Origin of the sequence: Siansivirga zeaxanthinifaciens CC-SAMT-1 (assembly GCF_000941055.1) — a bacterium.
In the GTDB taxonomy this organism is placed as follows: domain Bacteria; phylum Bacteroidota; class Bacteroidia; order Flavobacteriales; family Flavobacteriaceae; genus Siansivirga; species Siansivirga zeaxanthinifaciens.
On record NZ_CP007202.1, the window covers coordinates 2,470,687 to 2,494,423 of the forward strand.

Genomic DNA, 23,737 nt, shown 5'->3' on the forward strand with positions numbered 1-23,737 from the left:
AATGAAAATAGGTATCGTTTGTTACCCAACTTTTGGGGGTAGTGGTGTTGTGGCAACAGAATTAGGTTTAGAATTATCTAAACGCGGACATGAAATACATTTCATAACTTACAACCAACCTGTAAGATTAGAATTAATAAGCAACAATGTACATTATCACGAAGTTAATGTGCCCGAATATCCGCTGTTTCATTATCAGCCTTATGAACTTGCTCTATCGAGTAAATTGGTAGATATGGTAAAGTTGCATAATATAGAAATCTTACATGTTCATTATGCCATTCCGCATGCTTACGCCGCTTATATGGCTAAAAAAATGCTTATCGAAGAAAATATTTATGTGCCCATTGTAACCACCCTTCATGGCACCGATATTACACTTGTTGGTAACCATCCTTTTTATAAACCAGCGGTTACATTCAGTATTAATAAATCGGATGCTGTAACGGCCGTATCACAAAGTTTAAAAGAAGATACTTTAAGATTATTCGACATTAAGAATGATATTTATGTGGTGCCTAACTTTATCGATTTAGACAAGTATAATAGTAGTGGTTTTTCAGATTGTCAAAGAGGTATGATGGCTAAAGATGATGAAAAAATTATTACACACATAAGTAATTTACGTCCAGTAAAACGTGTTGAAGATGTTATAAATGTTTTTTATAAAGTTCAAAAAGAAATACCTTCTAAATTAATGTTGGTTGGCGAAGGACCAGAACGTGAAAAAATTGAAATTTTATGTCAAAAATTAGGCATTTTAAACAAAGTCGTTTTCCTTGGGAAAAGTAACGAGATTGATAAAATTTTATGTTTTAGCGATTTGTTTTTATTACCATCGGAATCTGAAAGTTTTGGTTTAGCCGCTTTAGAAGCTATGGCTTCTAGTGTGCCAGTCATATCAAGTAATACGGGCGGTATTCCAGAAGTTAACATCCACGGTGTTTCGGGTTTTTTAAGTAATGTTGGCGATGTCGATGATATGGCTAAAAATGCTATTTATATTCTAAGTGATAACAACCGTTTACAACAATTTAAAGACAACGCCCGCAAACAAGCTTTAAAATTCGATTTACATGAAATTGTACCTCAATATGAAGCTATTTATCAAGATACTTTGGCTAAATGCTTGGTTTTGTAAATAACCTTTAAATATAATAACAAAAAAAGCACCAATATATGGTGCTTTTATTTTTAATACGATTTATAAATATTAGAATTGTTAACGAATACCTAAGGCAATATCAAAATCTAAATCATTGTTTTTGTAATTATCATCACCAAAACCTATCTCAGGTCTAAAATCTAATGACAACATTAATGGAATATCAAAACTGTATTCGATACCTATATCACCAGCGGCAAAAACAAAAGTGTCATTAAAATCATTGCCCATGTTATCGTTATAACCAAATGATCCTAATCCACCACCAGCACCTACATACCAGTTAAAATCGCCGTCTAATGGAAATACCCATTGGTATAACCCGGCTAATTTAAAACCATCATAATTTTTACCATTTCTCCAACCTAAATCTACTTCTAAGCGGTTGTTACTTCCAAGAGCTCGTTGGTATGAAATTTCGGCTCCAAAACCATCACTATCTGCTAATCTAAGACCTAGTGCGTTTTTTGAAATGTCCTGTGCATTTGATGTTAATGCAAATCCTAAAGCTGTAATCGTTAATAAAAGTAATTATCTCATAAGTTTTAAGTTTTTATATAGTTATATACGTGAATAATTAATAAATAGACTTTATTAAATTAATCGCTGTATTATTTGACAAAAATAATACCAAAATTGTGTATATATTTAACACGATTGTATAGTTATAAACAATTTTCATTAAACAATGGTTAATACATCTCATTTACAGGCATTAAGCGAAATTTTAGAAGGCGAATTATTTTACGATGATTTAATAAAATCAATATACGCTACCGATGCCTCAGTATATAGAATATTACCATTAGCGGTGGCTTATCCTAAAAGCAAGGCCGATATTAAAGCTTTAATAAACTTTGCTAAAGTTCACAAAAAATCGCTTATACCCAGAACGGCTGGAACTTCGTTAGCAGGACAATGTGTTGGGGAAGGTATTGTTGTAGATGTTTCTAAATATTTTACAAAGATTATAAGTTTTGATGAAAAAAACCGTACGATAACCGTACAGCCAGGCATTGTTCGTGATGCTTTAAACAATTATTTAAAACCTTTCGGATTATTTTTTAGTCCGAATACATCCACATCAAATCGATGTATGATAGGAGGGATGGTAGGAAATAATTCTTCGGGTACCACCTCCATTCGTTATGGTGTTACCCGCGATAAAATTATTGAAATGCATACCATTTTAAGCGATGGTAGCGAGGTTGTTTTTAAGGACGTTACGCCCGATGCATTCAAACTTAAAATGGAAGGCAACACTTTAGAAGCTTCTATTTACAAATCGATTTTTAATGAATTGTCATCCAAATCAATTCAAAAACAAATATTAGAAAACTTTCCAAAACCAGAAATACACAGAAGAAATACGGGGTATGCTATTGATGAATTAATAAAAACTAATGTTTTTTCGGAAGCTACCGAGCCCTTTAATATGTGTAAACTACTCTCTGGAAGCGAAGGAACATTAGCCTTTACAACACAAATTACTTTAAAATTAGACCCGTTACCTCCGCAGGAAGCCACCATGGTTACGGCTCATTTTAACAGTATAGAAAGCTGTTTACAAGCCGTTGCTCTAACAATGGAACATAATCTCTACAATTGTGAGATGATGGATAAAACTATTTTAGATTGCACCAAACATAATAAAACGCAACAAGAAAACCGCTCTTTTATTGAAGGCGACCCTAAGGCTATTTTAATGTGTGAAGTAAGAGCATCTACCAGAGAACAAGTAAATGTTCTAACAAAAAAATTACTAGATGCCATTGCATCTTCCGGATTAAGTTATGCCTATCCCATTTTAGAAGGCGAAGCAATTAACAAAGCAAATAATTTACGAAGCGCTGGCTTAGGTTTATTAGGAAATATTATTGGCGATAGGAAATCGGCAGCATGTATAGAAGATACCGCTGTGGCTTTACCCGATTTAGCCAACTACATTTCAGAGTTTACAGCGCTTATGAAGGGTTACAACCAAGAAGCCATATACTATGCCCATGCAGGTGCTGGTGAGTTACATTTGCGACCTGTTTTAAATTTAAAAAAAGCAGAAGATGTTAAATTATTTAGAAAAATAACTACCGATGTTGCGCATTTAGTAAAAAAATATGGAGGTTCCATGAGTGGTGAGCATGGTGATGGAATTGTAAGAGCGGAATTCATTCCGTTTATGATTGGGGATGCGAATTATCAAATTTTAAAACGTATAAAATCGGTTTTCGATGCCGATAATATTTTTAATCCTGGTAAAATTGTTGATGCCTTACCAATGGATCAAAATTTACGTTATAAAGCCGACCGCGAAGAACCTGAAATACAAACCTTACTAGATTTTTCTGATTCTTTAGGCATTTTAAGAGCTACCGAAAAATGTAATGGTTCTGGCGACTGCAGGAAACAACCCGAATTTGGAGGCACCATGTGTCCGAGTTACAGAGCCACCAAAAACGAAAAAGATACCACCAGAGCGCGGGCCAATGCCTTACGTGAATTTTTAACTAATTCAGATAAAAAAAACAAGTTCGATCATGACGAGCTTAAAACGGTTTTCGATTTATGTTTAAGTTGCAAAGCCTGTAGCAGCGAGTGCCCAAGTAGTGTAGATGTGGCAAGTTTAAAAGCCGAGTTTTTATTTCAATATCAGCAGGCCAATGGCGTGTCTTTAAGAACCAAATTATTTGCTTACAACAACACTCTAAACCAGTTCGGCGCTCTGTTTCCTCATCTTACAAATTTTATGTTTTCAAATACATTTACAGCTTCTATACTAAAAAAAGGTTTGGGAATTGCTAAGGAAAGAAGCTTGCCATTAATTTCAAATATAAGTTTAAGTAAATATATTCAATCAAATAAAAATCAATTAGTTGTAAAAAATAAAATAAAAACAGTTTATTTCTTTAATGACGAATTTACCAACCATTTAGATAAAACTATTGGCGAAGATGCGCTGCTGCTTTTAACAGCCTTAAACTATGACGTTAAGTTTGTTAAACATGAGGAATCTGGACGTGCTTTAATTTCTAAAGGCTTATTAAAACAGGCTCAAGACAAGGCGAATAAAAATGTGGCTGTTTTTAAAGATTTAGTTTCAGAAGAAACCCCATTAATTGGCATCGAACCTTCAGCCATTTTAACTTTTCGTGATGAATATTTAAAATTAGCCGACGATAAATCTTCAGCAAAAAAAATAGCACGCCATTGTTTTTTAATCGATGAGTTTCTACAAAATGAAATTAAATTAGGCCATATAACTGCCAGTCAATTTACTTCTCAGGCTAAAACCATTAAGTTTCACGGTCATTGCCATCAAAAATCATTAAGCAATCAATCCTGTAGTTTTGATGTTTTAAACCTGCCAGTAAACTATAAAGTTACCATTATAGCCAGTGGTTGTTGTGGTATGGCAGGAAGTTTTGGTTACGAAAAAGAGCATTATAATGTTAGTATGACGGTTGGTGAGCAAACCTTATTTCCGGCAGTGAGAAAGTCTAGTGCCGAAGTTATTATAGCAGCAACAGGAACCAGCTGCAGGCATCAAATAAAAGATGGAACACAACGCGAAGCAAAACATCCTGTTACCATTTTACGTGAGGCGCTTATTTAGTCTTTGGTCTTCGGTTTCAATCTTCCGTCTTCATATTAAACGAACTATTTATTTTTTTTTCTCGTGTTTATCAACAATGGTTATAGCTGCGATAAGATCTTTAATTTCCATGTTTTCAAAGTCTTCATCAACATAAAAGGCAGATAATTTGTCGCTGTCATAGTTATACATTTTCCATCGTTTAAATTGATATTCTAAAGCTGTAAAATTCTCGACCCAATCGCCTGAATTCAGGTAGAGCGTTTTACCATTTTTATTTTCAAAATATTCCATTTTTGGTTGGTGTATGTGTCCGCAAACCACATAATCATAGCCATTTTCAATAGCCAATTCTGCAATTACTTTTTCGTAATCATTAATAAATTTTACGGCACCTTTCACACCGTTTTTCACCTTTTTAGACAACGAGTAACGTTCTTTACCGCGCTTTTCTAAAAACCAATTAACACCCCGATTTATAAGCGTTAAAAGGTCGTAACCATAGCCACCAAGCTTGGCTAAAAATCGCGCATTTTGTATAGAAACGTCAAAAACATCGCCATGAAAAAACCAAGCTCTTTTACCGTCTAATTCTAAAACAGCTTTGTTCACAATAGAAATATTACCAATGGTAGAATTTGCAAATTTTCTAAGCATTTCATCATGGTTTCCGGTAATGTAAATAATCTCTACACCATCGGCGGCCATATCCATAATTTTTTTAATAACTTTTAAATGCGATTTGGGGAAATACCGCTTACTAAATTGCCAAACATCAATAATATCGCCGTTTAAAATAAGTTTTTTAGGTTCTATGCTATTCAAATAAGTTAGTAGGTGTTTGGCATGACAGCCATAGGTTCCTAAATGCACATCCGATATTACAGCTAATTCTATTTTTCTTCTAATCTTCAATCTAAAATTATATTTACTGTAAATTACCCGTTTTATTGTTACTTAATGATTACCTCATAATTATTTAAATATCAGTATATTGTTAACTAGATGTTATCTAATAAAAATAAAATAGCATACTGCTTTATACGATTTCATTTTCGTATTTCTTAGAATAGATTTACTTTAGCACTAAAATTACAATCATGGCTGGAAATTCTTTCGGAAAATTATTTCAACTAACAACATATGGCGAATCTCATGGGCCTGCTTTAGGCGGTATTATAGATGGTTGCCCATCGGGAATAAAACTAGATTTAGATGCTATTCAAGATGAATTAAACAGAAGAAAACCGGGTCAATCATCCATTGTTACTCAACGTAAAGAACCAGACACCGTTAAATTTCACTCCGGTATTTTTGAAGGTGTTACAACGGGAACTTCCATTGGTTTTATAATTGAAAATACCAACCAAAAATCGCACGATTACACCCATATAAAAGACAGTTACAGACCAAGTCATGCCGACTATGTTTACGATAAAAAATATGGTTTTAGAGACTATCGCGGTGGTGGTCGCAGCTCGGCAAGAGAAACAGCCTGTCGCGTTGTAGCGGGCGCTATTGCTAAGCAAATGCTAAGTAACATCGAGTTTAAAGCCTATGTTTCTGGTGTTGGCAACATGAAACTAAACAAACCTTACACAGAATTAGATTTAACCAAAATAGAATCCAATATTGTACGCTGTCCAGATACCGAGATGGCTTCAAAAATGGAAACGTACATTAAAGAAGTGCGCAGTAAAGGCGATACCGTTGGAGGTATTGTTAGCTGCGTAATAAAAAACGTTCCGGTTGGCTTAGGCGAACCTGTTTTCGATAAACTTCATGCCGAATTAGGTAAAGCCATGCTATCCATCAACGCTGTAAAAGGCTTCGAGTATGGCAGCGGTTTCGAAGGAAGCGCCATGTATGGTAGCGAGCACAACGACGCATTTAACACAGACGGCACAACCAAAACAAACCATTCGGGAGGTATTCAGGGCGGTATAAGCAACGGCATGGACATATATTTCAACGTCGCTTTTAAACCTGTAGCCACCTTAATTCAAGAATACGAAACCATAGACAAAGAAGGCAAAGTTGTTGTTATGCACGGCAAAGGCAGACACGACCCATGTGTGGTACCACGCGCTGTGCCTATTGTAGAAGCTATGGCAGCGCTGGTAATTGCAGATTTCTACTTACAAAATAAAATGTATCATTAGAAGCTATTTCCCGCTTTCGGCTTAATCTTTTTAAATCGATATTTCTAACCAGAAGTATCGATTTTTATTTTATAATCCTGCCAAAAACAATGTTGTTTTACAACCCATATTTAAAAAGGATAACGCCTCTATCGGGGCTAGGGCATACCGTTAAGTATCGTATTTTTTAATTTTATTCAAAATACAAATATTTAAAACAGCTTTTAGCTGTAAGTTTTATCCTTGTAATGTGAAGAAAAAACGATAAACCCTCGTTTTTTTTAAAGCCTGTTGCTTTTGCTATTAATAAACTTCGCTTAAATTCTTATCTTGCTTAAAAAATAAAAAAGCGTTGTTATATATGAAAAAATTAGCATTACACTGGAAGATTATTATTGGAATGATTTTAGGAATTATCTTTGGTTTCATAATGAATTCTGTAAATGGCGGTAAAGGTTTCGTAACCGATTGGATTGCGCCTTTTGGAACCATTTTTATTAATCTTCTTAAGCTAATTGCTGTGCCTTTAATTCTGGCTTCATTAATTAAAGGGATTTCAGATTTAAAAGATATTTCAAAAATAAAATCCATGGGCTTACGCACCATTAGCATTTACATTGTAACAACTTTAGTGGCTATTGTTATTGGATTAAGTATTGTAAACACCGTAAAACCAGGAAATGGCATGTCACAAGATACCATTGAAAAAATAAAATTAAAATACGCTAACGATGCTGGTGTAACCGACAAGCTTGCCAAGGCTAGCGCACAAAAAGAAGCAGGACCATTACAAGCCTTGGTTGATATTTTTCCTAGTAATATTTTTCAATCGTTTGTAGAAGCCTCTATGCTACAAGTTATATTCTTTGCCTTATTTGTTGGTATTTGTTTGCTTTTAATTCCCGAAGAAAAGGCAAAACCCCTTATCGACTTTTTCGATTCGTTAAATGAAGTCGTTATGAAAATGGTCGATTTAATCATGCTTTTTGCGCCTTACGCTGTGTTTGCTTTGTTGGCAAATGTTATTATTGCCTTCGATGATATCGATATTTTAATTAAGCTATTGTATTATGCCTTATGTGTTGTTGGCGGACTCATATTAATGATAGGCTTCTATTTAGTTCTCATTAGTGTTTATGCGAAAAAATCGCCTATGTGGTTTTTAAAAGAAATAAGTCCGGCGCAATTATTAGCATTCTCCACCAGTTCTAGTGCAGCTACCTTACCAGTAACCATGGAACGTGTTGAGGAGCATTTGGGAGTCGATAAAGAAGTTGCTGGTTTTGTTTTACCTGTTGGCGCCACGGTAAACATGGATGGAACCAGTTTATACCAAGGTATTGCTGCGGTTTTTATCATGCAGGTTATTTGGCCAGAAGGCTTAACTTTTACCAATCAATTAGTAATTATTGCAACGGCTTTATTAGCATCTATTGGCAGTGCCGCTGTACCAAGTGCAGGTATGGTTATGTTGGTAATTGTTTTAGAATCTATAGGGTTTCCAGCAGAGTTACTTCCTATAGGCTTAGCTCTTATTTTTGCCGTAGACCGTCCGTTAGATATGTGCAGAACTGTTGTTAATGTTACTGGTGATGCAACCGTTTCGGTTTTAGTTGCAAAATCACTTGGTAAACTTCACGAACCGCAAGTGAAAAATTGGGATGATAATTATGAAAACGTAAAATAACTATGAAAACGCTTTTATTTCAAGAACCCGTAGTATCTGTTCCATGGTTACATGATAATTTAGAACACAAAAATTTAATTATTCTCGACGGAACCATCAATAAGGTTTTTAATGAAGACCAACCACAAATTCCTGGTGCCCGTTTTTTTGACATAAAAAACAAGTTTAGCAACACCGCCGATCCGTTTCCAAGTGCATTTCCATCTAAAGAATTGTTTGAAACTTCGGCTCGCGAATTAGGTATTAATAACGACAGTGCCATTGTTGTTTACGACGATAAAGGTATTTATTCAAGTGCTCGTGTTTGGTGGCTTTTTAAAGCCTTTGGTTATAATAATGTTGCTGTTTTAGATGGCGGATTTCCAGAATGGTTAAAACACAAGTTTCCAACAGAAAGCATGAAGCCTTATGCTGGGGAATCTGGTAATTTTGAAGCGCATTTAAAACCTGAACTCATGCAGTTTTTTAATGATGTAAAAGCGGCATCCAATAATAAAACCCATACCATTATTGATGCCCGTTCGGCAGGTCGTTTTAATTGCACAGAACCCGAACCTAGAGCTGGTTTGCGTATGGGAACCATTCCAAATTCTGTTAATTTACCTTTCGAAGATTTATTAAATGGACATGTTTTAATTTCAAAAGCTGAAATAGCATCTAAATTTAAACCTTTAGCATCGCCAGAAGATCCTTTAATTTTTTCTTGTGGCTCCGGACTCACCGCATGTGTTTTGGCTTTAGGCGCCGAGATTTCGGGTTATAAAAACATGGCTGTTTACGATGGTTCTTGGACCGAGTGGGGGAGTTTAGTTCCAGAATAATCTATTCTAAAAACTTATTTTTTAACTCTGGTGTGGGTATCATACAAGCTTCTTTTTTACCAAACCATTTATAGCGGTTTTTAGCAATAACATTGTAAACGCCATCTCTTATAAAAGCAGGAACAATAATAAATACAAAAAGAAGATTAAGCGGAAAATTTAATGCTTTGGAAATATATAATGCCGCTGTCGATTTAATTTTTAATCCGTTTTTTGTGAGTAAAATAATAGAATCGGTTTGAGTGGTATCTATCTGATATTTATTTATAATATCCTTGCCAAAAGTACCTTGTAAAGGAGCAAATTTAAAAACACCCTTTTTGTCGTTTTTAATAATGAATTGCACACTGGAATTGCACAAATTGCAGACACCATCAAATAAAACAACTTGATGATTTTTAGTTATACCTTCCATTTATTTTTTCATGGCCTCGACCAATTCTAATTGCGATAAATCGACACTGGTAGTAAATATGCCATAATTAACCAAAGCTTTGTTTTTTTCAATTTTATCTAAGGTTCCAATGGCGCGACCATCCTCAAGTCGAACACGGTCACCAATGCGTAAAATAGCCTTTGGCTTTGGAGGCGCTAGTTTGGCCTTTGTTTTTTCTTCTTTTTTCTTTTCTCTAATAACTTCAACCTTTTTTTCTACCTCTTGCTTTACTTTTTTCTCGATGGCCTTTTTAATTTGCTTTTCTTTTTTGCTTTCTTTCGTGCGCTTCGAATTTTCTATTTGAACCATTTTAAATAGTTCGTCCATTAAAGGTTTCTTTTGTTTGTTATTGAAATATTTTTCAGATAAATCATTCACCTTTTGCCCTAAATAAATAAGGCGTTGGTTGCTATCGTACAGCTCTTGATAGCTTTCTAATTTCTTCTGAATTTTATCATTTATTTCTTCTAAACGACCAGCTTCCTGAATTTTTTTCTTTTCATTAAGCTTTAAAGATTCGCCTGTTTTTTCGAGTTTAGAACGTTCTTTTTGAAGTTTAGCAATGGTAGCATCAAAACGTACTTTACTGCGTTCAATTTTTTTCTTAGCACGATTTATGAGACCGAAAGGAATACCATTTTTTTGGGCCACTTCAAAAGTAAAACTACTACCGGCCTGGCCAATTACTAATTTGTAAAGAGGCTCTAAGGTTTTTTCATCAAACAACATGTTTGCATTAAGCATGTTAGGCAACTCGTTGGCTAATATTTTAAGGTTAGAATAGTGCGTTGTTATAATACCAAAAGCTTCTCGATGGTAAAACTCCTCTAAAAACGTTTCGGCTAATGCACCACCAAGTTCGGGGTCACTTCCTGTTCCAAATTCATCAATTAAAAACAGGGTGTTCTTATTGCATTTTTTTAAGAAATAATTCATTTGCTTTAAGCGGTAGCTGTATGTGCTTAAATGATTTTCTATAGATTGATTATCACCAATATCACTTAAAATTCTATCAAATAAACAAACCTTACTACGCTCGTGCACCGGAATAAGTAAGCCACTTTGTAGCATAACTTGAAGTAATCCTACCGTTTTTAATGTGATACTTTTACCTCCAGCATTGGGTCCGGAAATCACTATAATTCTACTATCTTGTTTTAATTCAATAGTTTGTGGAAACGTTTTTTCTTTTTTCTGTAAATTATTTAAGTAAAGCAGTGGGTGATAGGCATCACGCAAAAACATGCTACGGTCTTCGGTTATTTCGGGAAGCAAGGCGTTCATGCTTAGTGCATATTTTGCTTTTGCCGAGATCACATCGATATCAATTAAAAAATTTTGGTATTTAGTAAATAATGGTAAAAACGGACGAATAAAGTTTGTGACTTCTTTTAAAATTCGGGTGACTTCTTCCTTTTCTTCGAATTCTAAATTACTTAATTCGCGAGAATATTTTAAGGTCGTTTCCGGTTCCATATAAACAATGCTACCGGTTTTACTACTGCCCATAATAGCTCCGTTTACCTTACGTCTGTACATCGCTTTTACTGCTAAAACACGTCGGTTTTCTACAACAGATTCTCTAATATCATCTAAGTATTCTAAACCATGGTACGTAGCTAAAGCCGAATTAAAACTTTGGTTTATCTTGCCTCGAACGCGGTTTATAGATTGTCTTAAATCGAAAAGAAGGGGTGAAGCATTATCTTTTATTTCGCCAAAACGATCTACAATACTGTCAATTTTTTCAATAACAATCTTTGTTACTTCAATATTTGAAGCGTAATTATATAGTTCTGGATAATACTCCTGAAATTTATTTAAAAACGTAACAAGCTCGTTAGCTGTAATGGAAATAGCAACAATTTTTTTTAAACTATGAACATCTAAAAACGTGTTTTCTATTTTTAAAAGCTTAATTTCTTTAGTGATAGCATCGAAACCATGATTTGGAATGCGGTTTTCGTTTTGAAATGATGCTACATATTCGTTGGTTTGATGTAAACAAATACGTAAAGTGTCTCTATCACTAAGCGGACCTATTTCTAGCGCTTTTTCGTTACCTAAAGCGGTAATACAATGCTCGCTTATTTGCTTTAGTACCGTTGAAAATTCTAAATCTTGTAATGTTTTTGTGTGAATGTTAATCATTCTTAATTATAGATATTAGGAAAGCTGCAAATTTACACATTCTCTATGAGATACTTAAAAGACTTTAAATTATTTAAAAGTAAGATTTAACACCTTTGTATTTGATTTAACATTATCATAACAGCAGTGTAAATATTTTGTTTGTACTTTGGATATCAAATATTTATACTATTCATCAATCAAAATTCTAACGGTTTATCTAACTCAACTAATCTTTAGTTGAGTTTTTTTTAACCATGAATGGTTTCACTTTTTCCGTAATTTTTAATGACTTCACTTTCAAATTCCACTAAAGCTTTCCAACGGGCATCAACATCAATGTCTTTTCCATATTTTCGTGCATAGGAAATAAACAAGGTATAATGTCCAGCTTCACTAACCATTAAATCATAATAAAATTTAGCTAATTCGGGGTCTTTAATTTCTCTTGAAAGTAATTTAAAACGTTCGCAGCTTCTGGCTTCAATCATGGCCGAAAACAATAACCTATCGACCATACATTGTAAACGATTGCCACCTTTGTTCATAAACTTATAAAGTTCGTTAACGTAGCTATCTTTTCGTTCTCTACCGAGTGTATACCCTCGCTTTTTTATAATATCGTGTACCATTTGAAAGTGCTCTAACTCTTCCTTAGCTAACTCCAGTAAATCGGTAACCATATCGGTATATTCGGAGTTTAAAGTGATTAAAGAAATGGCATTTGTGGCCGCTTTTTGTTCGCACCAGGCATGGTCTGTTAGAATTTCTTCGAGATTAGATTCTGCGATATTTACCCATCGAGGATCGGTTTCTAATTTTAAATGAAGCATGCTCATAATTAGTATGTTATAAAGTTTAAATTACGAAATGTAATTCCAAATATTTTTAAATTTTGTTACTTCTTTGTACGTATTTAAAATAACGTCGTTTTCGGGTTTTGCCAATGTTGGGTCTGTATTAATAAGGTTTTTAGCGTAATATCGGGCTTGTTGCAATATGTTTTTATCTTTAACAATATCGGCAATTTTTAAGTTTAAAACACCACTTTGTTGGGTTCCCATAAGGTCACCAGGGCCACGAAGTCTTAAATCTACTTCGGCAATTTCAAATCCGTCGCTGGTACGAACCATGGTTTCCAATCGGGTTTTACTGTCGTTACTTAATTTATGCCCTGTCATTAATATACAATAACTTTGTTCGGCACCACGACCAACACGCCCTCGTAATTGATGCAATTGCGATAAACCAAAACGCTCGGCACTTTCAATAATCATTACAGAGGCATTTGGCACATTGACACCAACCTCAATAACCGTTGTTGCAACCATAATTTGAGTTTCACCTTTAATGAAGCGCTGCATTTCAAAATCTTTATCGGCAGGTTTCATTTTACCATGAACAATGGAAATTTGATATTCTGGCATCGGGAAATCTCTGGAAATACTCTCATAACCATCCATCAAATCTTTATAATCTAGGGCTTCACTTTCTTGAATGAGTGGATAGACCACATAAATTTGTCGGCCCTTAGAAATTTCATCACGTATAAATTTAAACACGTTTAGTCGGTTTTTATCGTAGCGATGCACAGTTTTAATAGGTTTTCTTCCCGACGGTAACTCATCAATTACAGAAATATCTAAATCGCCGTAAACCGACATAGCTAAGGTTCTTGGTATAGGAGTGGCCGTCATAACCAAAATGTGCGGCGGATTTGTGTTTTTTCGCCATAATTTACTACGCTGCTCTACACCAAACCGATGTTGTTCATCAATAATAGCGAGACCTAAATTATGAAACTTTACTTTGTCTTCAAGCAAGGCATGCGTTCCAATAATAATTTGTAATTCGCCATTTTCTAATGTTTTATGAATTATTTTTCGTTCTGAAGTTTTACTTGAACCTGTAAGTGTTTTTATGCTTATATTCAGTGGTTTACATAATTCCAACAAGCCATTAAAATGTTGTGTTGCTAGGATTTCGGTAGGCGCCATTAAACATGCCTGAAACCCATTATCGAGCGCCATGAGCATCGACATAAAGGCTACAATGGTTTTTCCAGACCCCACATCGCCTTGAAGCAACCGATTCATTTGGGCATTGCTGCCTAAATCGGCTCTTATTTCTTTTAAAACACGCTTTTGTGCATTGGTTAAATCGAAAGGCAAATAATTATTGTAAAAGGTGTTAAAATAGTTATCAATCTTTTCAAAAGGAAAGCCCTTAATTTTACTTTTATGAATTCTATTTTTAATGATTAATTGCAATTGAATATAAAATAACTCTTCAAATTTTAATCGGAATTGTGCTTTAGCCAACAACTCCTGACTCTTAGGAAAATGCACATTGAAGAGCGCTTCACTTTTAGAAATAAGTTTTAATTCATTCAATATAGGAGCCGATAGCGTTTCTTTAAATCGGCCGTTCGACTCTATAAACAATTGCTGAAGCATGTTGCTAATCACCTTATTAGTTATGCCTTTATTTGACAGTTTTTCGGTAGAAGGATATACCGGTTGCATCGCCGAACGTAAATTCTTTTCATGCTCTTCGAGTAATTCCAGTTCGGGATGCGGCATAGAAAATTTACCGCCAAACCAATTCGCTTTACCAAAAGCAACATAAGGCTTGTTAAGTTTGAGATTGTCTTTTATCCATTTTTGCCCCCGAAACCACACCAATTCCATGGTTCCTACATCGTCTTGAAAAGTCGCAACCAAACGTTTACCATGTTTTTGAGCCACTTCGGTAAAGGATACTATTTTCCCAATAACCTGAACATCGGCATTATTTTGTTGTAATTGATTGGTTTTGTAATACTGTGTTCTGTCTATGTATCTGTTTGGAAATAAATTCATTAAATCCTGATAGGTATGAATACCCAACTCTTTACGTAGAAAATCGGCACGGCTAGGACCAACGCCTTTAAGATAATCGATTGGAGTTTGAAGATTTAATGCCATAGACAGCGAATTTAAGCATTTAAGCTAAAAGTTAAAACGCTTATTGTAATTTGATGATACTTCTTTTTTTATTGGGGTTTTAAGGCAATAATTAGGTTTTTTTAATTCTTTTAATAATGTAAAAACAGATTAAAAAACGCTTGTTTTTTATTGAATTCATACTAAAAATATGCATTTCGAGTATTTTTAGCGATAACTATCTTTTCTTTTTAAAATTTATTTAAAACCTTAAGATTTTCGCTAATTATTCTATTTCAATAGTTAAATTTGAACTTTTAAATGCATTATTAAATTGTATTAATTAATGAGAAAACTTAACGAATTTATTTGGGAAACACATGGTATTCACGCAGGTACAGAACAAGACCACGTGAAACACGGTATCGATAAATTAGAAGATATTATTGATAAAGCTATTGAAGCCAAACACCCAAGTATAACTTTTATTATTCATTCACCTAGATTAACAAGTTTTCGTTATATCGCAGAGAGAGAAACCAATGTAAAGTTTATTAGAGGAAACCGTTCGTATTTAAATTACCCGAAACGTATTGCCAGTTTACGCGAAAAATATGCAGGAAAAATAAATATAAAATACGGTGTAGAATTAGAGTGGATGGGTCCAGACCTAGGTTTGCAATGGAGTCGCTCTAAAATATTTCAAGCAGAAGACGCCGATTATGTTATTGGCTCTGTACATTTTGCTCCAGAAGGTTTACCTTATGATGGCTCTAAAGAAGAAGCCCTACAACTACTAGAAATGCGTGGTAGTTTAGAAGCTTATTGGGATGGCTATTTCAATGAAATGATTCAAATGATTGAATGTTTTGGCGATATGATTCAAATTATCGGACATATTGATTTGCCAAAATTGAATGTCGATATGCCCGAAGCTTTAATTAATTTCGAAACCAGTTCGCATCCGCTTGCAAATAAATTTAGAACCCTTTTAGAGCTTATTGCCGATAGAAATTTAGCCCTCGATGTTAACATGGCTGGTAAATTTAAAGGCGTGGGTGTGTATCCAATACAGAGTATTTTGAGACGAGCTAACCAACTTCAAATTCCGGTTTGTGTTGGTACCGATACGCATCATGTTCGTTATTACGGCCTTAACTTTAAAGAAAGTTTAGAATATATTCATGAGGCAGGTTACGAAAGTTATGTAAGTTATTCGAAGTTAATTCCAGAAAACCGAACCATTTTCGATGACCATGAATTGAAAGTAAAATATACCGTTTTAAACAAAGGTATCGAATTACTAAATCAGCGTTTAGATGATGCTCAACGTAGAATTATACCCGATTTTTCGTTTGGTGGTAGTTTTTCTGAGTTTGTAGATATTTACAAAAATTCTACTGGTATGGGCGAATATAACGCCATTAGAATTCGTAAATGGGGCAAGTCTATTACGGTTTCAAATGAAATTCCTAAAATGACCGATGCTAAGGTTAACGGTTTGTTTTCTGAGCATTTAGATAAACCAGGCGTTATTTCATCACTTTTTAACACCTTAGCTTCCGAAGGCATTAACGTAGAAACGGCTCGTTTAAAATCGAATAACGATGGTACAGCCATGGCCTTTTTATCTATTACAGACGAAGGTAACAACGTGCATAGCGCCATCGATTTTATAAAAGGTACCGATGGGGGTGTTTTCACTAATTTAACCTATAAAGAGCATGCAACCCTGCCAAACTATTACAGCGAAGGGGTGTATTTATTAGAAATGGATGGTGTAAAATTAAATTTAGCCTTAAACGATAAGGTTATTTTAACCAAGCATCACAACGCGCCAGGAGTACTTTTAATTTTATTATCTGCTCTGGCATCAAAACATATTAATATTATCGATTTACGTTTAGGAAAGCTAAACGATACAGGTTACTCGGCAGTTGCTGTCGATGGCGATAGCAATACCATTAGAAATTTACTATCAAAATTAGGTGAGCAATATTACGAAGCCAATTTAATTGAATTTCATAGTATGTAATTGAATTTTAATTACTTAAAAAACGAAGGCTTAAATTATCGATTTTTATAAATTGATTTTTTAAGCTTTTTTGTTTTGTTTAAGCTACGAAAGCACAATAAAACCCTCCTTTTTTGGTTCAAAGTTTGTTATATTCACTTTATGAAGCTGCTACATATTTATACTTTTTTATTGCTCTGTTTTGTTATAAATGCACAGCAAACAGACCGTGTCGATTTTAAAACAGCCCAAGCTAACATTGGTTTTGGCGATTTAAAACAAAACGAAATATCGGGTACTGTTTTATATACATTTGAAATTAAAAAGCATACCGATTCTATATATTTAGATGCTAAAAATTTCGATAGTGTATCTTATGTTTTAGATGGTAATATTATAAACAATTATTACGATGGTAACCATATCATAATTAAACATCCTTTTAAAGCCAACACCAAACATACTGTTGCAGTTACCTGGAAAACGCGCCCTAAAAAAGCCATGTATTTTATTGATTGGAAATTATTAGAAGGACGCAAACAAATATGGACACAAGGGCAGGGGAAATACACCAGTAATTGGTTGCCTTCAATTGACGATATGAACGACAAAATTGAATTCGATTTAACGATAGAGTTTAATAAAGATTACGAAGTTATTGCCAATGGAAAACTAGTAAACAAAGAAATTAAAGACTATACAACCATTTGGCAATACGATATGCAAAAGCCCATGGCAAGTTATTTAGTAGCTTTAGCTATTGGAAAATATAATAAATCGATAGCATTTTCTAACAGTAATTTGCCTTTAGAAATGTATTATTACTCTGAAGATTCTATAAAATTTGAACCCACATATCGCTACACAAAACAAATTTTCGATTTTTTAGAAAATGAAATTGGCGTTCCATATCCCTGGCAAAATTATAAACAGGTTCCAGTAAAAGATTTTTTATACGCTGGCATGGAAAATACCAGTACCACCATTTTTTCTGATGCCTTTGTTATAGATTCCATTGCCTTTAAAGATAAAAATTATGTAAATGTTAACGCCCACGAACTGGCTCACCAATGGTTTGGCGATTTGGTTACCGAAACGTCTGGAACGCACCATTGGCTTCAAGAGGGTTTTGCTACCTATTACGCCTTGCTCGCAGAAAAACAGCTTTTTGGAGACAACTACTATTACTGGCAATTGTACGAGTATGCTCAAGAATTAAAAGAGCAGGATTTAGCTGGAAGTGGTACCTCGCTTTTAAATCCAGAATCTAGTAGCATCACATTTTACAAACGTGGTGCTTGGGTATTACATATGTTACGAGAAAAAGTAGGGGATGCTGCTTTTAAAAACGCTGTTAAAAACTACTTAGAAAAGCATCAGTTTAAAAATGTTGAAACAAACGATTTTATTTCAGAAGTTGAAACAGTAAGTCATAAAAAGTTGCATGATTTTGTTGAAAAATGGATAAAAAGTACTTTTTTTAATTACGACGAGGCTTTAGAAAGTTTGAAAAAATCGGTGTTTATACAAGAATACCTCATGGTCGATTGCGAAGCCTACACGTCTAAGTGTAACGACTATATAAACTCTGGAATTTCCAATGAAGCGAAAGTTAAAGTGGTAAGCCAATTAAAAAACAGATTAACCAACGAGGCTTTTAACAATCCGCTTAAAGTGCGTCAGACTTTGGCAAAAACATTAACCAGCATTCCGTTAGAATTAAAAGCTTCTTATGAATCGCTTTTAAAAGATGCGTCCTATATAACCATAGAAACGGCCTTGTATAACTTATGGGTTAATTTTCCGCAGGAGCGGGAAAAATATTTAAATCAAACCAAAAATATTAAAGGATTTAACGACAATAATATTCGCATACTTTGGCTTACACTGGCTTTGGTAACCGAAGATTTTGAACCTGAAAACAAATCAAGCTATTTTAACGAATTAACCAATTACACCAGCACTTTATACGATTTTGAAACCCGACAAAATGCCTTCATGTTTTTAAATCAAATTAAGGCTTGTAACGAATTCTGCAAATCGAATTTAAAAGAAGCTACCAAGCACCACAACTGGCGGTTTTCGAGTTTTGCAAAAGAATTAATTAAAGAATAATAATGTAAAATTATTGTATATTTAAAGTAACTAACTAAATTAAATGAAAGCATTAGTAATTTCTGGCGGCGGAAGTAAAGGGGCTTTTGCTGGTGGTGTAGCCCAATATCTTATTGAAGATTTAAAACGCGAATATCAAATTTTTATTGGTACCTCTACTGGTAGTTTATTAGTGTCTCATTTGGCATTAAATAAGATCGAAAAAATTAAATCGGTTTACACCAACGTTAATAATAACAGTATTTTTAGTGTTTGCCCTTTTATTGTGAAACAGAAACATGGTGCCGATAATATTGCTATTAACCACATTAATGTTCTTATAAATTTTCTTCGAGGAAGTAAAACTTTTGGAGAAAGTCATAATTTAAAACGATTAATTCGCCAAAATTTAACCGAAACCGATTTTAAGACTCTTAAAAAAACATCTAAAGACATTGTGGTTACGGTCTCAAACTTATCGCTTAATCAAGTTGAATATAAAAGCATTCAGGATTACGATTATGATGAGTTTATTGAATGGATTTGGATTTCCTGTAATTATACGCCTTTTATGTCTTTGGTTAAAAAAAATGGTTGTGAATATGCCGATGGCGGACTGGGTAATATGGTGCCCATTGAAGAAGCCATCAACAGAGGCGCAACCGAAGTGGATGCTATTATTCTTCAAACCGAAGTGTCGCATTATAACAGAATGCCCTCGCGAAATCCGTTTTCGTTAATGACCAATATGTTTACGTTTATGTTAGATAGAATTGAATCTCAAAACATTAAAATTGGTAAACACGTGGCAAATCATAACAATGCGATTATAAATTTTTATTACACACCAACCATTTTAACAACCAACTCATTAATTTTTAATAAAGCAAAAATGACGAAATGGTGGCAAAGTGGTTATGATTTTGCACGATTTAAAAACCAGGAGTTAAGTCCGTTAGAAGAATAATGTTATAAAAACTCTTTTACTTCTTCTTTTAAATAAGTTAAAGCGGTATCGCTAGGCGCTCGTCTGTCTAACATTTCAGTTAAAACAACTTCACGCAGTTTATTAGCCGAATTCGTTTTTTCCAGTAAACTAGCTTTTCTAATTAATTGTATGGTTGAATTTTTGGCAGCAGTAATAATGTTCCATAATTTATCACTTAAATAAATCTGTTGAGTTAAATTATGCTCGAATTCCTGCTCTATACTTTGTATTAATAAGTTTTCGTAATCTTCTTTATTAGTCGATGTTGGATGCACTCGTACAAGCAATTTAGATGGCGTTAAACGCTCTAAAAAAAGCGTCATACGTTCGTAAGCTTGTAAGCGCATTGGTAAGGCGGTTACCTGTAAATCTTTTTGAAGCAAAAATCGGCGTCGGCCATCTTCATTTTTAGTATGTTCTTTAAAAAAATAATAGGCAATTAATCCTGTTATTAATGAAGGTATACAGAATAAAAGCAAGTCGATAATTCTAGATGAATCCATAGTATTTATAGGTTAATTAGTTTTAGAGCCTCCCAAATATAAACATTCTTTTAAAGATTGCATACTAGTAAACGGTACAGGGGTTTTCTCGTATTTGTAGGTTTTATCTAATTCCGATGAAATATTATGGTCGTCTACATTTATTTCGATATCACTCATTTTAAATTCACACGGATGTTCGTAACCGGCAGCATGAGTTATTTCTATTAATTCTTTTCTAAAAGTCTTAAAATATTGTGCCAAACGCTCCGATTTTAAAGTAGGATCGATGCCGCTTTGCAACCATTTACTTTGTGTTGCTATACCACTAGGACAGCGGTTGTTGTGGCAAACTTGTGCTTGTATACACCCAATACTCATCATGGCTTCGCGAGCGACATTTATACAATCGGCACCCATCGCAAAAGCCATGGCTGCTTTGGCAGGAAACCCCAGTTTACCACTTCCAATAAATACAATGCGCTCGGTAAGTCCTTTATTTTGAAACAATTTATACAAATCGCTAAAACCATAAACCCAAGGTAACGACACATGATCTGCAAAACTAGGAGGCGCCGCTCCAGTGCCGCCTTCGCCACCATCAACCGTAATAAAATCGGGACCTTTACCGGTTGCAACCATAATATCGGCTAATTCTTCCCATTGTTCTAATTTTCCTATAGCAGCCTTTATACCAACGGGTAAACCAGTGGCTTCTGCAATGTTTTCTATAAACTCAACCATTTCGGGCACATTGGAAAATGCCGAATGGTTTGGTGGGGACAAAACATCTTTTCCTATGGCAACGTGGCGTATTTCGGCAATTTCTTTTGTTATTTTAGAACCTGGTAAGACACCGCCTTTTCCAGGTTTAGCGCCTTGCGATAACTTTATTTCTATGGCACGAACAAAGGGGTTGTTTTCAACAAGTTTTACCAATTTTTCCATCGAGAAATTACCATCTTCATCTCGTACTCCAAAATATCCGGTTCCAAAATGAAAAATAACATCACCGCCATAACTGTGGTATGGAGATAACCCGCCTTCGCCAGTGTTGTGGTAAGCTCCAGCAATTTTAACACCTTTATTTAAAGATTCTACAGCTTTTGCAGAAAGCGAACCAAAACTCATAGCCGATACATTAATTACCGATGCTGGTCTAAACGGTTTTCTACGTTTGTTATGTACGCCCATAACTTTAGCACAGGGTAAAAAAGTTTTATCGATGGTGTTAGGATGCGTTTCGTTAATTTTAAAAGGCATCATGGCATTATTTATAAAGATGTGCTGGTGCGCATAAATATCTCTATCGGTACCAAAACCTTCATAATTATTCTCTTTTTTTGCTGAAGCATAAATCCAACCGCGCTCAATACGGTTAAATGGTAATTCTTCTCGATTGTTAGCAACTAAGTACTGCCTTAATTCGGGACCTATTTTTTCTAGCATGTATCGTAAATGGCCTACTATAGGGAAATTATGACTTATGGTGTGTTTTTTTTGAATAAAAATATCTCGAATAGCAACCAGAATTAAAAAGATTACAATCCACATCCACCAACGAATGTCTGCCATCGAAAACATAAAGAAAATCATATTAAAGTTTTTTTTGTAAATATATTTAAAATAAAATATTCTAAATTGATATCTTTATTTAATGACTAAAAAACTTCAAATCTTCTCACTCATATTAGTGCCTGTATTAGTAGCATTATATATTGTTTTTCACTTTTACGTGAAATCATCTATTAAAAATTACCTGAATAACACCTTATCTAAAGACTTCAATATTCAATATGAAGATTTTAATTTGAATGTTTTTAAAGGCAGTGTTCATTTCGATAATGTCATTTTTGAAACCAAAACTATCCATAGTGACAAACCTGCTATTATTCTGAAATTAAAGACATTATCGGTTGAAAACTTTAAGTACATTAACTATCTAATTACTAAAAACATAGATGTTAGCGCCATTAAATTGAAACAACCAGAAATTAAATACTATAAAAAACCATCTAAACCACATTCTAAACCTTTAAAAAATTTAAAAAACATTCTTAAAATTGGAACTTTTGATGTCTCAAAAGCACAGTTTAAAATGTTTAACACCGAAACCGATTCTTTGTTGTTGTCTTCAGATAACTTCAACTTTCAATTAAAAAATATCGAATTAAACAATGAAACTTTAAAAAGTAAAATTCCTTTAAAATACAAGGATTACCATGTGAGTTTTGATTCGTTTTTTTATAAAATGAATGCCTTTGATAATTTAAAAATTGGACATTCTGAAATTACTTCAAAAAACATGGATCTCGATACATTCAAAATTTATACAAAACACTCGAAGCTAAGTTTGTCGAAACACTTGTTAATAGAGCGCGATCATGCCAATTTAATATGTGATAAAATAGAAATTAACAACTACGATTTCGGTTTAAAAAACGACACGCTATTTTATTTTAACTCTCCAAAAATTAGCATAAAAAAACCAAGTTTAGATTTATTCACAGATAAACTAGTTGCTAACAAACGTAGTTTCAAACCGCTTTACAGTAGGCTTTTAAGAGAGTTGAAATTTTCACTAGCTATTGATGAAGTCGAAATTAATGAAGGTGATTTAACCTATTCTGAACGCGTTAAAAACAATAATTTTGATGGAAAAATTACATTTTCAAAGCTTAATGCGAACTTACAGAATTTAGGAAACACCTACAAGAATGTAAAAACTACAATAAATATAGAGGCTAATTTTATGAAGCAGGCACCAATTAAAGCGTTTTGGAATTTTGATGTTAATGACCTAAACGACCATTTTAATTTTAGTGCTAAAATCTCTAATTTAAAAGTTCGTGATATTAACGAATTTTCAGAACCCAATTTAAATCTTCAATTTCAGGGCGCGATTGATGAGCTGGATTTTAATATTGTTAGAAATAATATGAAATCGAATATCGATTTAAAAATAAAATACGAAAACTTAAAAATTGAACCGCTAAGAAAAGACCATAAAACCATTAATATACTGGAATCTAAACTCATTAGTTTATTTATTTTCAACAAAAGTGAAACCAATAAATTTAGAGAATCCCACAAAGAAGGGATTATACGAGACCCATCGAAATCTTTCTTCAGTTTTGTTTGGCTAAACACCAAAACGGGTTTATTTGATGCATTAACCAACCGAAATGCTTCATCACACAAAAAGCCATCGTAATTTCAGTTTTAAATTGTTTATAATTATTAATAAAACGAACCTTTTAAAAGAC

General features: G+C 33.9%; 17 protein-coding genes. 9 read left to right on the forward strand and 8 right to left on the reverse strand.

The features are described 5' to 3' along the window. Position 1 precedes the first annotated feature (1 nt). Positions 2-1,141 (forward strand): N-acetyl-alpha-D-glucosaminyl L-malate synthase BshA, encoded by a 1,140-nt coding sequence (gene bshA / locus AW14_RS11150; protein WP_044638880.1) that lies wholly within the window; start codon positions 2-4, stop codon positions 1,139-1,141. An 81-nt stretch (positions 1,142-1,222) separates the two neighbouring features. Here bshA and AW14_RS11155 read toward each other — a convergent pair whose 3' ends face one another. After that, positions 1,223-1,681: a hypothetical protein gene (locus AW14_RS11155; protein WP_245617647.1), complete on the reverse strand. Its 459-nt coding sequence runs from the start codon at positions 1,679-1,681 to the stop codon at positions 1,223-1,225. A 172-nt stretch (positions 1,682-1,853) separates the two neighbouring features. On the opposite strand from AW14_RS11155, the gene AW14_RS11160 reads away from it, so the two are divergent. Next, complete coding sequence (locus AW14_RS11160; RefSeq protein ID WP_044638881.1) at positions 1,854-4,775, forward strand: FAD-binding and (Fe-S)-binding domain-containing protein; 2,922 nt, start codon at positions 1,854-1,856, stop codon at positions 4,773-4,775. Between the two features lie 48 nt (positions 4,776-4,823). On the opposite strand, the gene AW14_RS11165 is transcribed toward AW14_RS11160, so the two are convergent. Continuing rightward, positions 4,824-5,669, reverse strand: coding sequence for a UDP-2,3-diacylglucosamine diphosphatase (locus AW14_RS11165; protein ID WP_044638882.1), 846 nt, complete (start codon positions 5,667-5,669; stop codon positions 4,824-4,826). A 185-nt stretch (positions 5,670-5,854) separates the two neighbouring features. On the opposite strand from AW14_RS11165, the gene aroC reads away from it, so the two are divergent. The 3 genes from aroC to AW14_RS11180 all read left to right on the forward strand — a co-directional run bounded on the left by aroC (position 5,855) and on the right by AW14_RS11180 (position 9,403). Next, complete coding sequence (aroC, locus tag AW14_RS11170) at positions 5,855-6,916, forward strand: chorismate synthase (RefSeq protein WP_044638883.1); 1,062 nt, start codon at positions 5,855-5,857, stop codon at positions 6,914-6,916. 340 nt (positions 6,917-7,256) lie between these two features. After that, entirely contained in the window at positions 7,257-8,582 is a 1,326-nt protein-coding gene (locus AW14_RS11175) for a dicarboxylate/amino acid:cation symporter (RefSeq protein ID WP_044638884.1), read from the forward strand. 2 nt (positions 8,583-8,584) lie between these two features. After that, positions 8,585-9,403 carry a sulfurtransferase gene (locus AW14_RS11180; protein ID WP_044638885.1) on the forward strand — a complete coding sequence of 273 codons (819 nt, stop codon included), beginning with the start codon at positions 8,585-8,587 and terminating at the stop codon, positions 9,401-9,403. A 1-nt stretch (position 9,404) separates the two neighbouring features. Here the strand turns inward: AW14_RS11180 and AW14_RS11185 are convergent, their stop codons facing one another. The 4 genes from AW14_RS11185 to recG form a co-directional block, all read right to left on the reverse strand. Further along, positions 9,405-9,818, reverse strand: coding sequence for a thiol-disulfide oxidoreductase DCC family protein (locus tag AW14_RS11185; protein WP_044638886.1), 414 nt, complete (start codon positions 9,816-9,818; stop codon positions 9,405-9,407). Then, on the reverse strand, positions 9,819-11,990 hold the full coding sequence (locus tag AW14_RS11190; protein WP_044638887.1) for an endonuclease MutS2: 2,172 nt from the start codon (positions 11,988-11,990) through the stop codon (positions 9,819-9,821). It lies immediately after the preceding gene. A gap of 230 nt (positions 11,991-12,220) precedes the next feature. Next, positions 12,221-12,802 carry a tRNA-(ms[2]io[6]A)-hydroxylase gene (gene miaE, locus AW14_RS11195; protein ID WP_044639620.1) on the reverse strand — a complete coding sequence of 194 codons (582 nt, stop codon included), beginning with the start codon at positions 12,800-12,802 and terminating at the stop codon, positions 12,221-12,223. Between the two features lie 30 nt (positions 12,803-12,832). Further along, complete coding sequence (recG, locus tag AW14_RS11200; protein ID WP_044638888.1) at positions 12,833-14,935, reverse strand: ATP-dependent DNA helicase RecG; 2,103 nt, start codon at positions 14,933-14,935, stop codon at positions 12,833-12,835. Between the two features lie 304 nt (positions 14,936-15,239). Between recG and AW14_RS11205 the strand changes: the two genes are divergently transcribed. From AW14_RS11205 to AW14_RS11215, 3 genes are all read left to right on the forward strand, one after another. Beyond that, positions 15,240-16,928 carry a histidinol-phosphatase HisJ family protein gene (locus AW14_RS11205; protein WP_044638889.1) on the forward strand — a complete coding sequence of 563 codons (1,689 nt, stop codon included), beginning with the start codon at positions 15,240-15,242 and terminating at the stop codon, positions 16,926-16,928. Between the two features lie 141 nt (positions 16,929-17,069). After that, positions 17,070-19,022, forward strand: coding sequence for a M1 family metallopeptidase (locus AW14_RS11210; RefSeq protein ID WP_044638890.1), 1,953 nt, complete (start codon positions 17,070-17,072; stop codon positions 19,020-19,022). Positions 19,023-19,065: 43 nt separating this feature from the next. Next, on the forward strand, positions 19,066-19,968 hold the full coding sequence (locus AW14_RS11215; protein WP_044638891.1) for a patatin-like phospholipase family protein: 903 nt from the start codon (positions 19,066-19,068) through the stop codon (positions 19,966-19,968). A 2-nt stretch (positions 19,969-19,970) separates the two neighbouring features. Here AW14_RS11215 and AW14_RS11220 read toward each other — a convergent pair whose 3' ends face one another. Both AW14_RS11220 and AW14_RS11225 read right to left on the reverse strand, forming a co-directional pair. Further along, the gene (locus AW14_RS11220) at positions 19,971-20,492 is read right to left on the reverse strand and encodes a DUF7935 family protein (RefSeq protein WP_044638892.1); all 522 of its coding nucleotides are present in this window, start codon (positions 20,490-20,492) and stop codon (positions 19,971-19,973) included. A gap of 12 nt (positions 20,493-20,504) precedes the next feature. Further along, positions 20,505-22,067 carry an FMN-binding glutamate synthase family protein gene (locus AW14_RS11225; protein ID WP_044638893.1) on the reverse strand — a complete coding sequence of 521 codons (1,563 nt, stop codon included), beginning with the start codon at positions 22,065-22,067 and terminating at the stop codon, positions 20,505-20,507. A gap of 61 nt (positions 22,068-22,128) precedes the next feature. Between AW14_RS11225 and AW14_RS11230 the strand changes: the two genes are divergently transcribed. After that, entirely contained in the window at positions 22,129-23,685 is a 1,557-nt protein-coding gene (locus AW14_RS11230; protein ID WP_044638894.1) for a DUF748 domain-containing protein, read from the forward strand. The last annotated feature ends 52 nt before the right edge of the window (positions 23,686-23,737 follow it).

What these genes read in the sequence shown, in the direction of transcription:
- bshA (WP_044638880.1), top strand. Translation starts at nt 2, where the DNA reads ATGAAAATAGGTATCGTTTGTTACCCAACTTTTGGGGGTAGTGGTGTT.
- AW14_RS11160 (WP_044638881.1), top strand. Translation starts at nt 1,854, where the DNA reads ATGGTTAATACATCTCATTTACAGGCATTAAGCGAAATTTTAGAAGGC.
- aroC (WP_044638883.1), top strand. Translation starts at nt 5,855, where the DNA reads ATGGCTGGAAATTCTTTCGGAAAATTATTTCAACTAACAACATATGGC.
- AW14_RS11175 (WP_044638884.1), top strand. Translation starts at nt 7,257, where the DNA reads ATGAAAAAATTAGCATTACACTGGAAGATTATTATTGGAATGATTTTA.
- AW14_RS11180 (WP_044638885.1), top strand. Translation starts at nt 8,585, where the DNA reads ATGAAAACGCTTTTATTTCAAGAACCCGTAGTATCTGTTCCATGGTTA.
- AW14_RS11185 (WP_044638886.1), bottom strand. Translation starts at nt 9,818, where the DNA reads ATGGAAGGTATAACTAAAAATCATCAAGTTGTTTTATTTGATGGTGTC.
- AW14_RS11190 (WP_044638887.1), bottom strand. Translation starts at nt 11,990, where the DNA reads ATGATTAACATTCACACAAAAACATTACAAGATTTAGAATTTTCAACG.
- miaE (WP_044639620.1), bottom strand. Translation starts at nt 12,802, where the DNA reads ATGCTTCATTTAAAATTAGAAACCGATCCTCGATGGGTAAATATCGCA.
- recG (WP_044638888.1), bottom strand. Translation starts at nt 14,935, where the DNA reads ATGGCATTAAATCTTCAAACTCCAATCGATTATCTTAAAGGCGTTGGT.
- AW14_RS11205 (WP_044638889.1), top strand. Translation starts at nt 15,240, where the DNA reads ATGAGAAAACTTAACGAATTTATTTGGGAAACACATGGTATTCACGCA.
- AW14_RS11210 (WP_044638890.1), top strand. Translation starts at nt 17,070, where the DNA reads ATGAAGCTGCTACATATTTATACTTTTTTATTGCTCTGTTTTGTTATA.
- AW14_RS11215 (WP_044638891.1), top strand. Translation starts at nt 19,066, where the DNA reads ATGAAAGCATTAGTAATTTCTGGCGGCGGAAGTAAAGGGGCTTTTGCT.
- AW14_RS11220 (WP_044638892.1), bottom strand. Translation starts at nt 20,492, where the DNA reads ATGGATTCATCTAGAATTATCGACTTGCTTTTATTCTGTATACCTTCA.
- AW14_RS11225 (WP_044638893.1), bottom strand. Translation starts at nt 22,067, where the DNA reads ATGATTTTCTTTATGTTTTCGATGGCAGACATTCGTTGGTGGATGTGG.
- AW14_RS11230 (WP_044638894.1), top strand. Translation starts at nt 22,129, where the DNA reads ATGACTAAAAAACTTCAAATCTTCTCACTCATATTAGTGCCTGTATTA.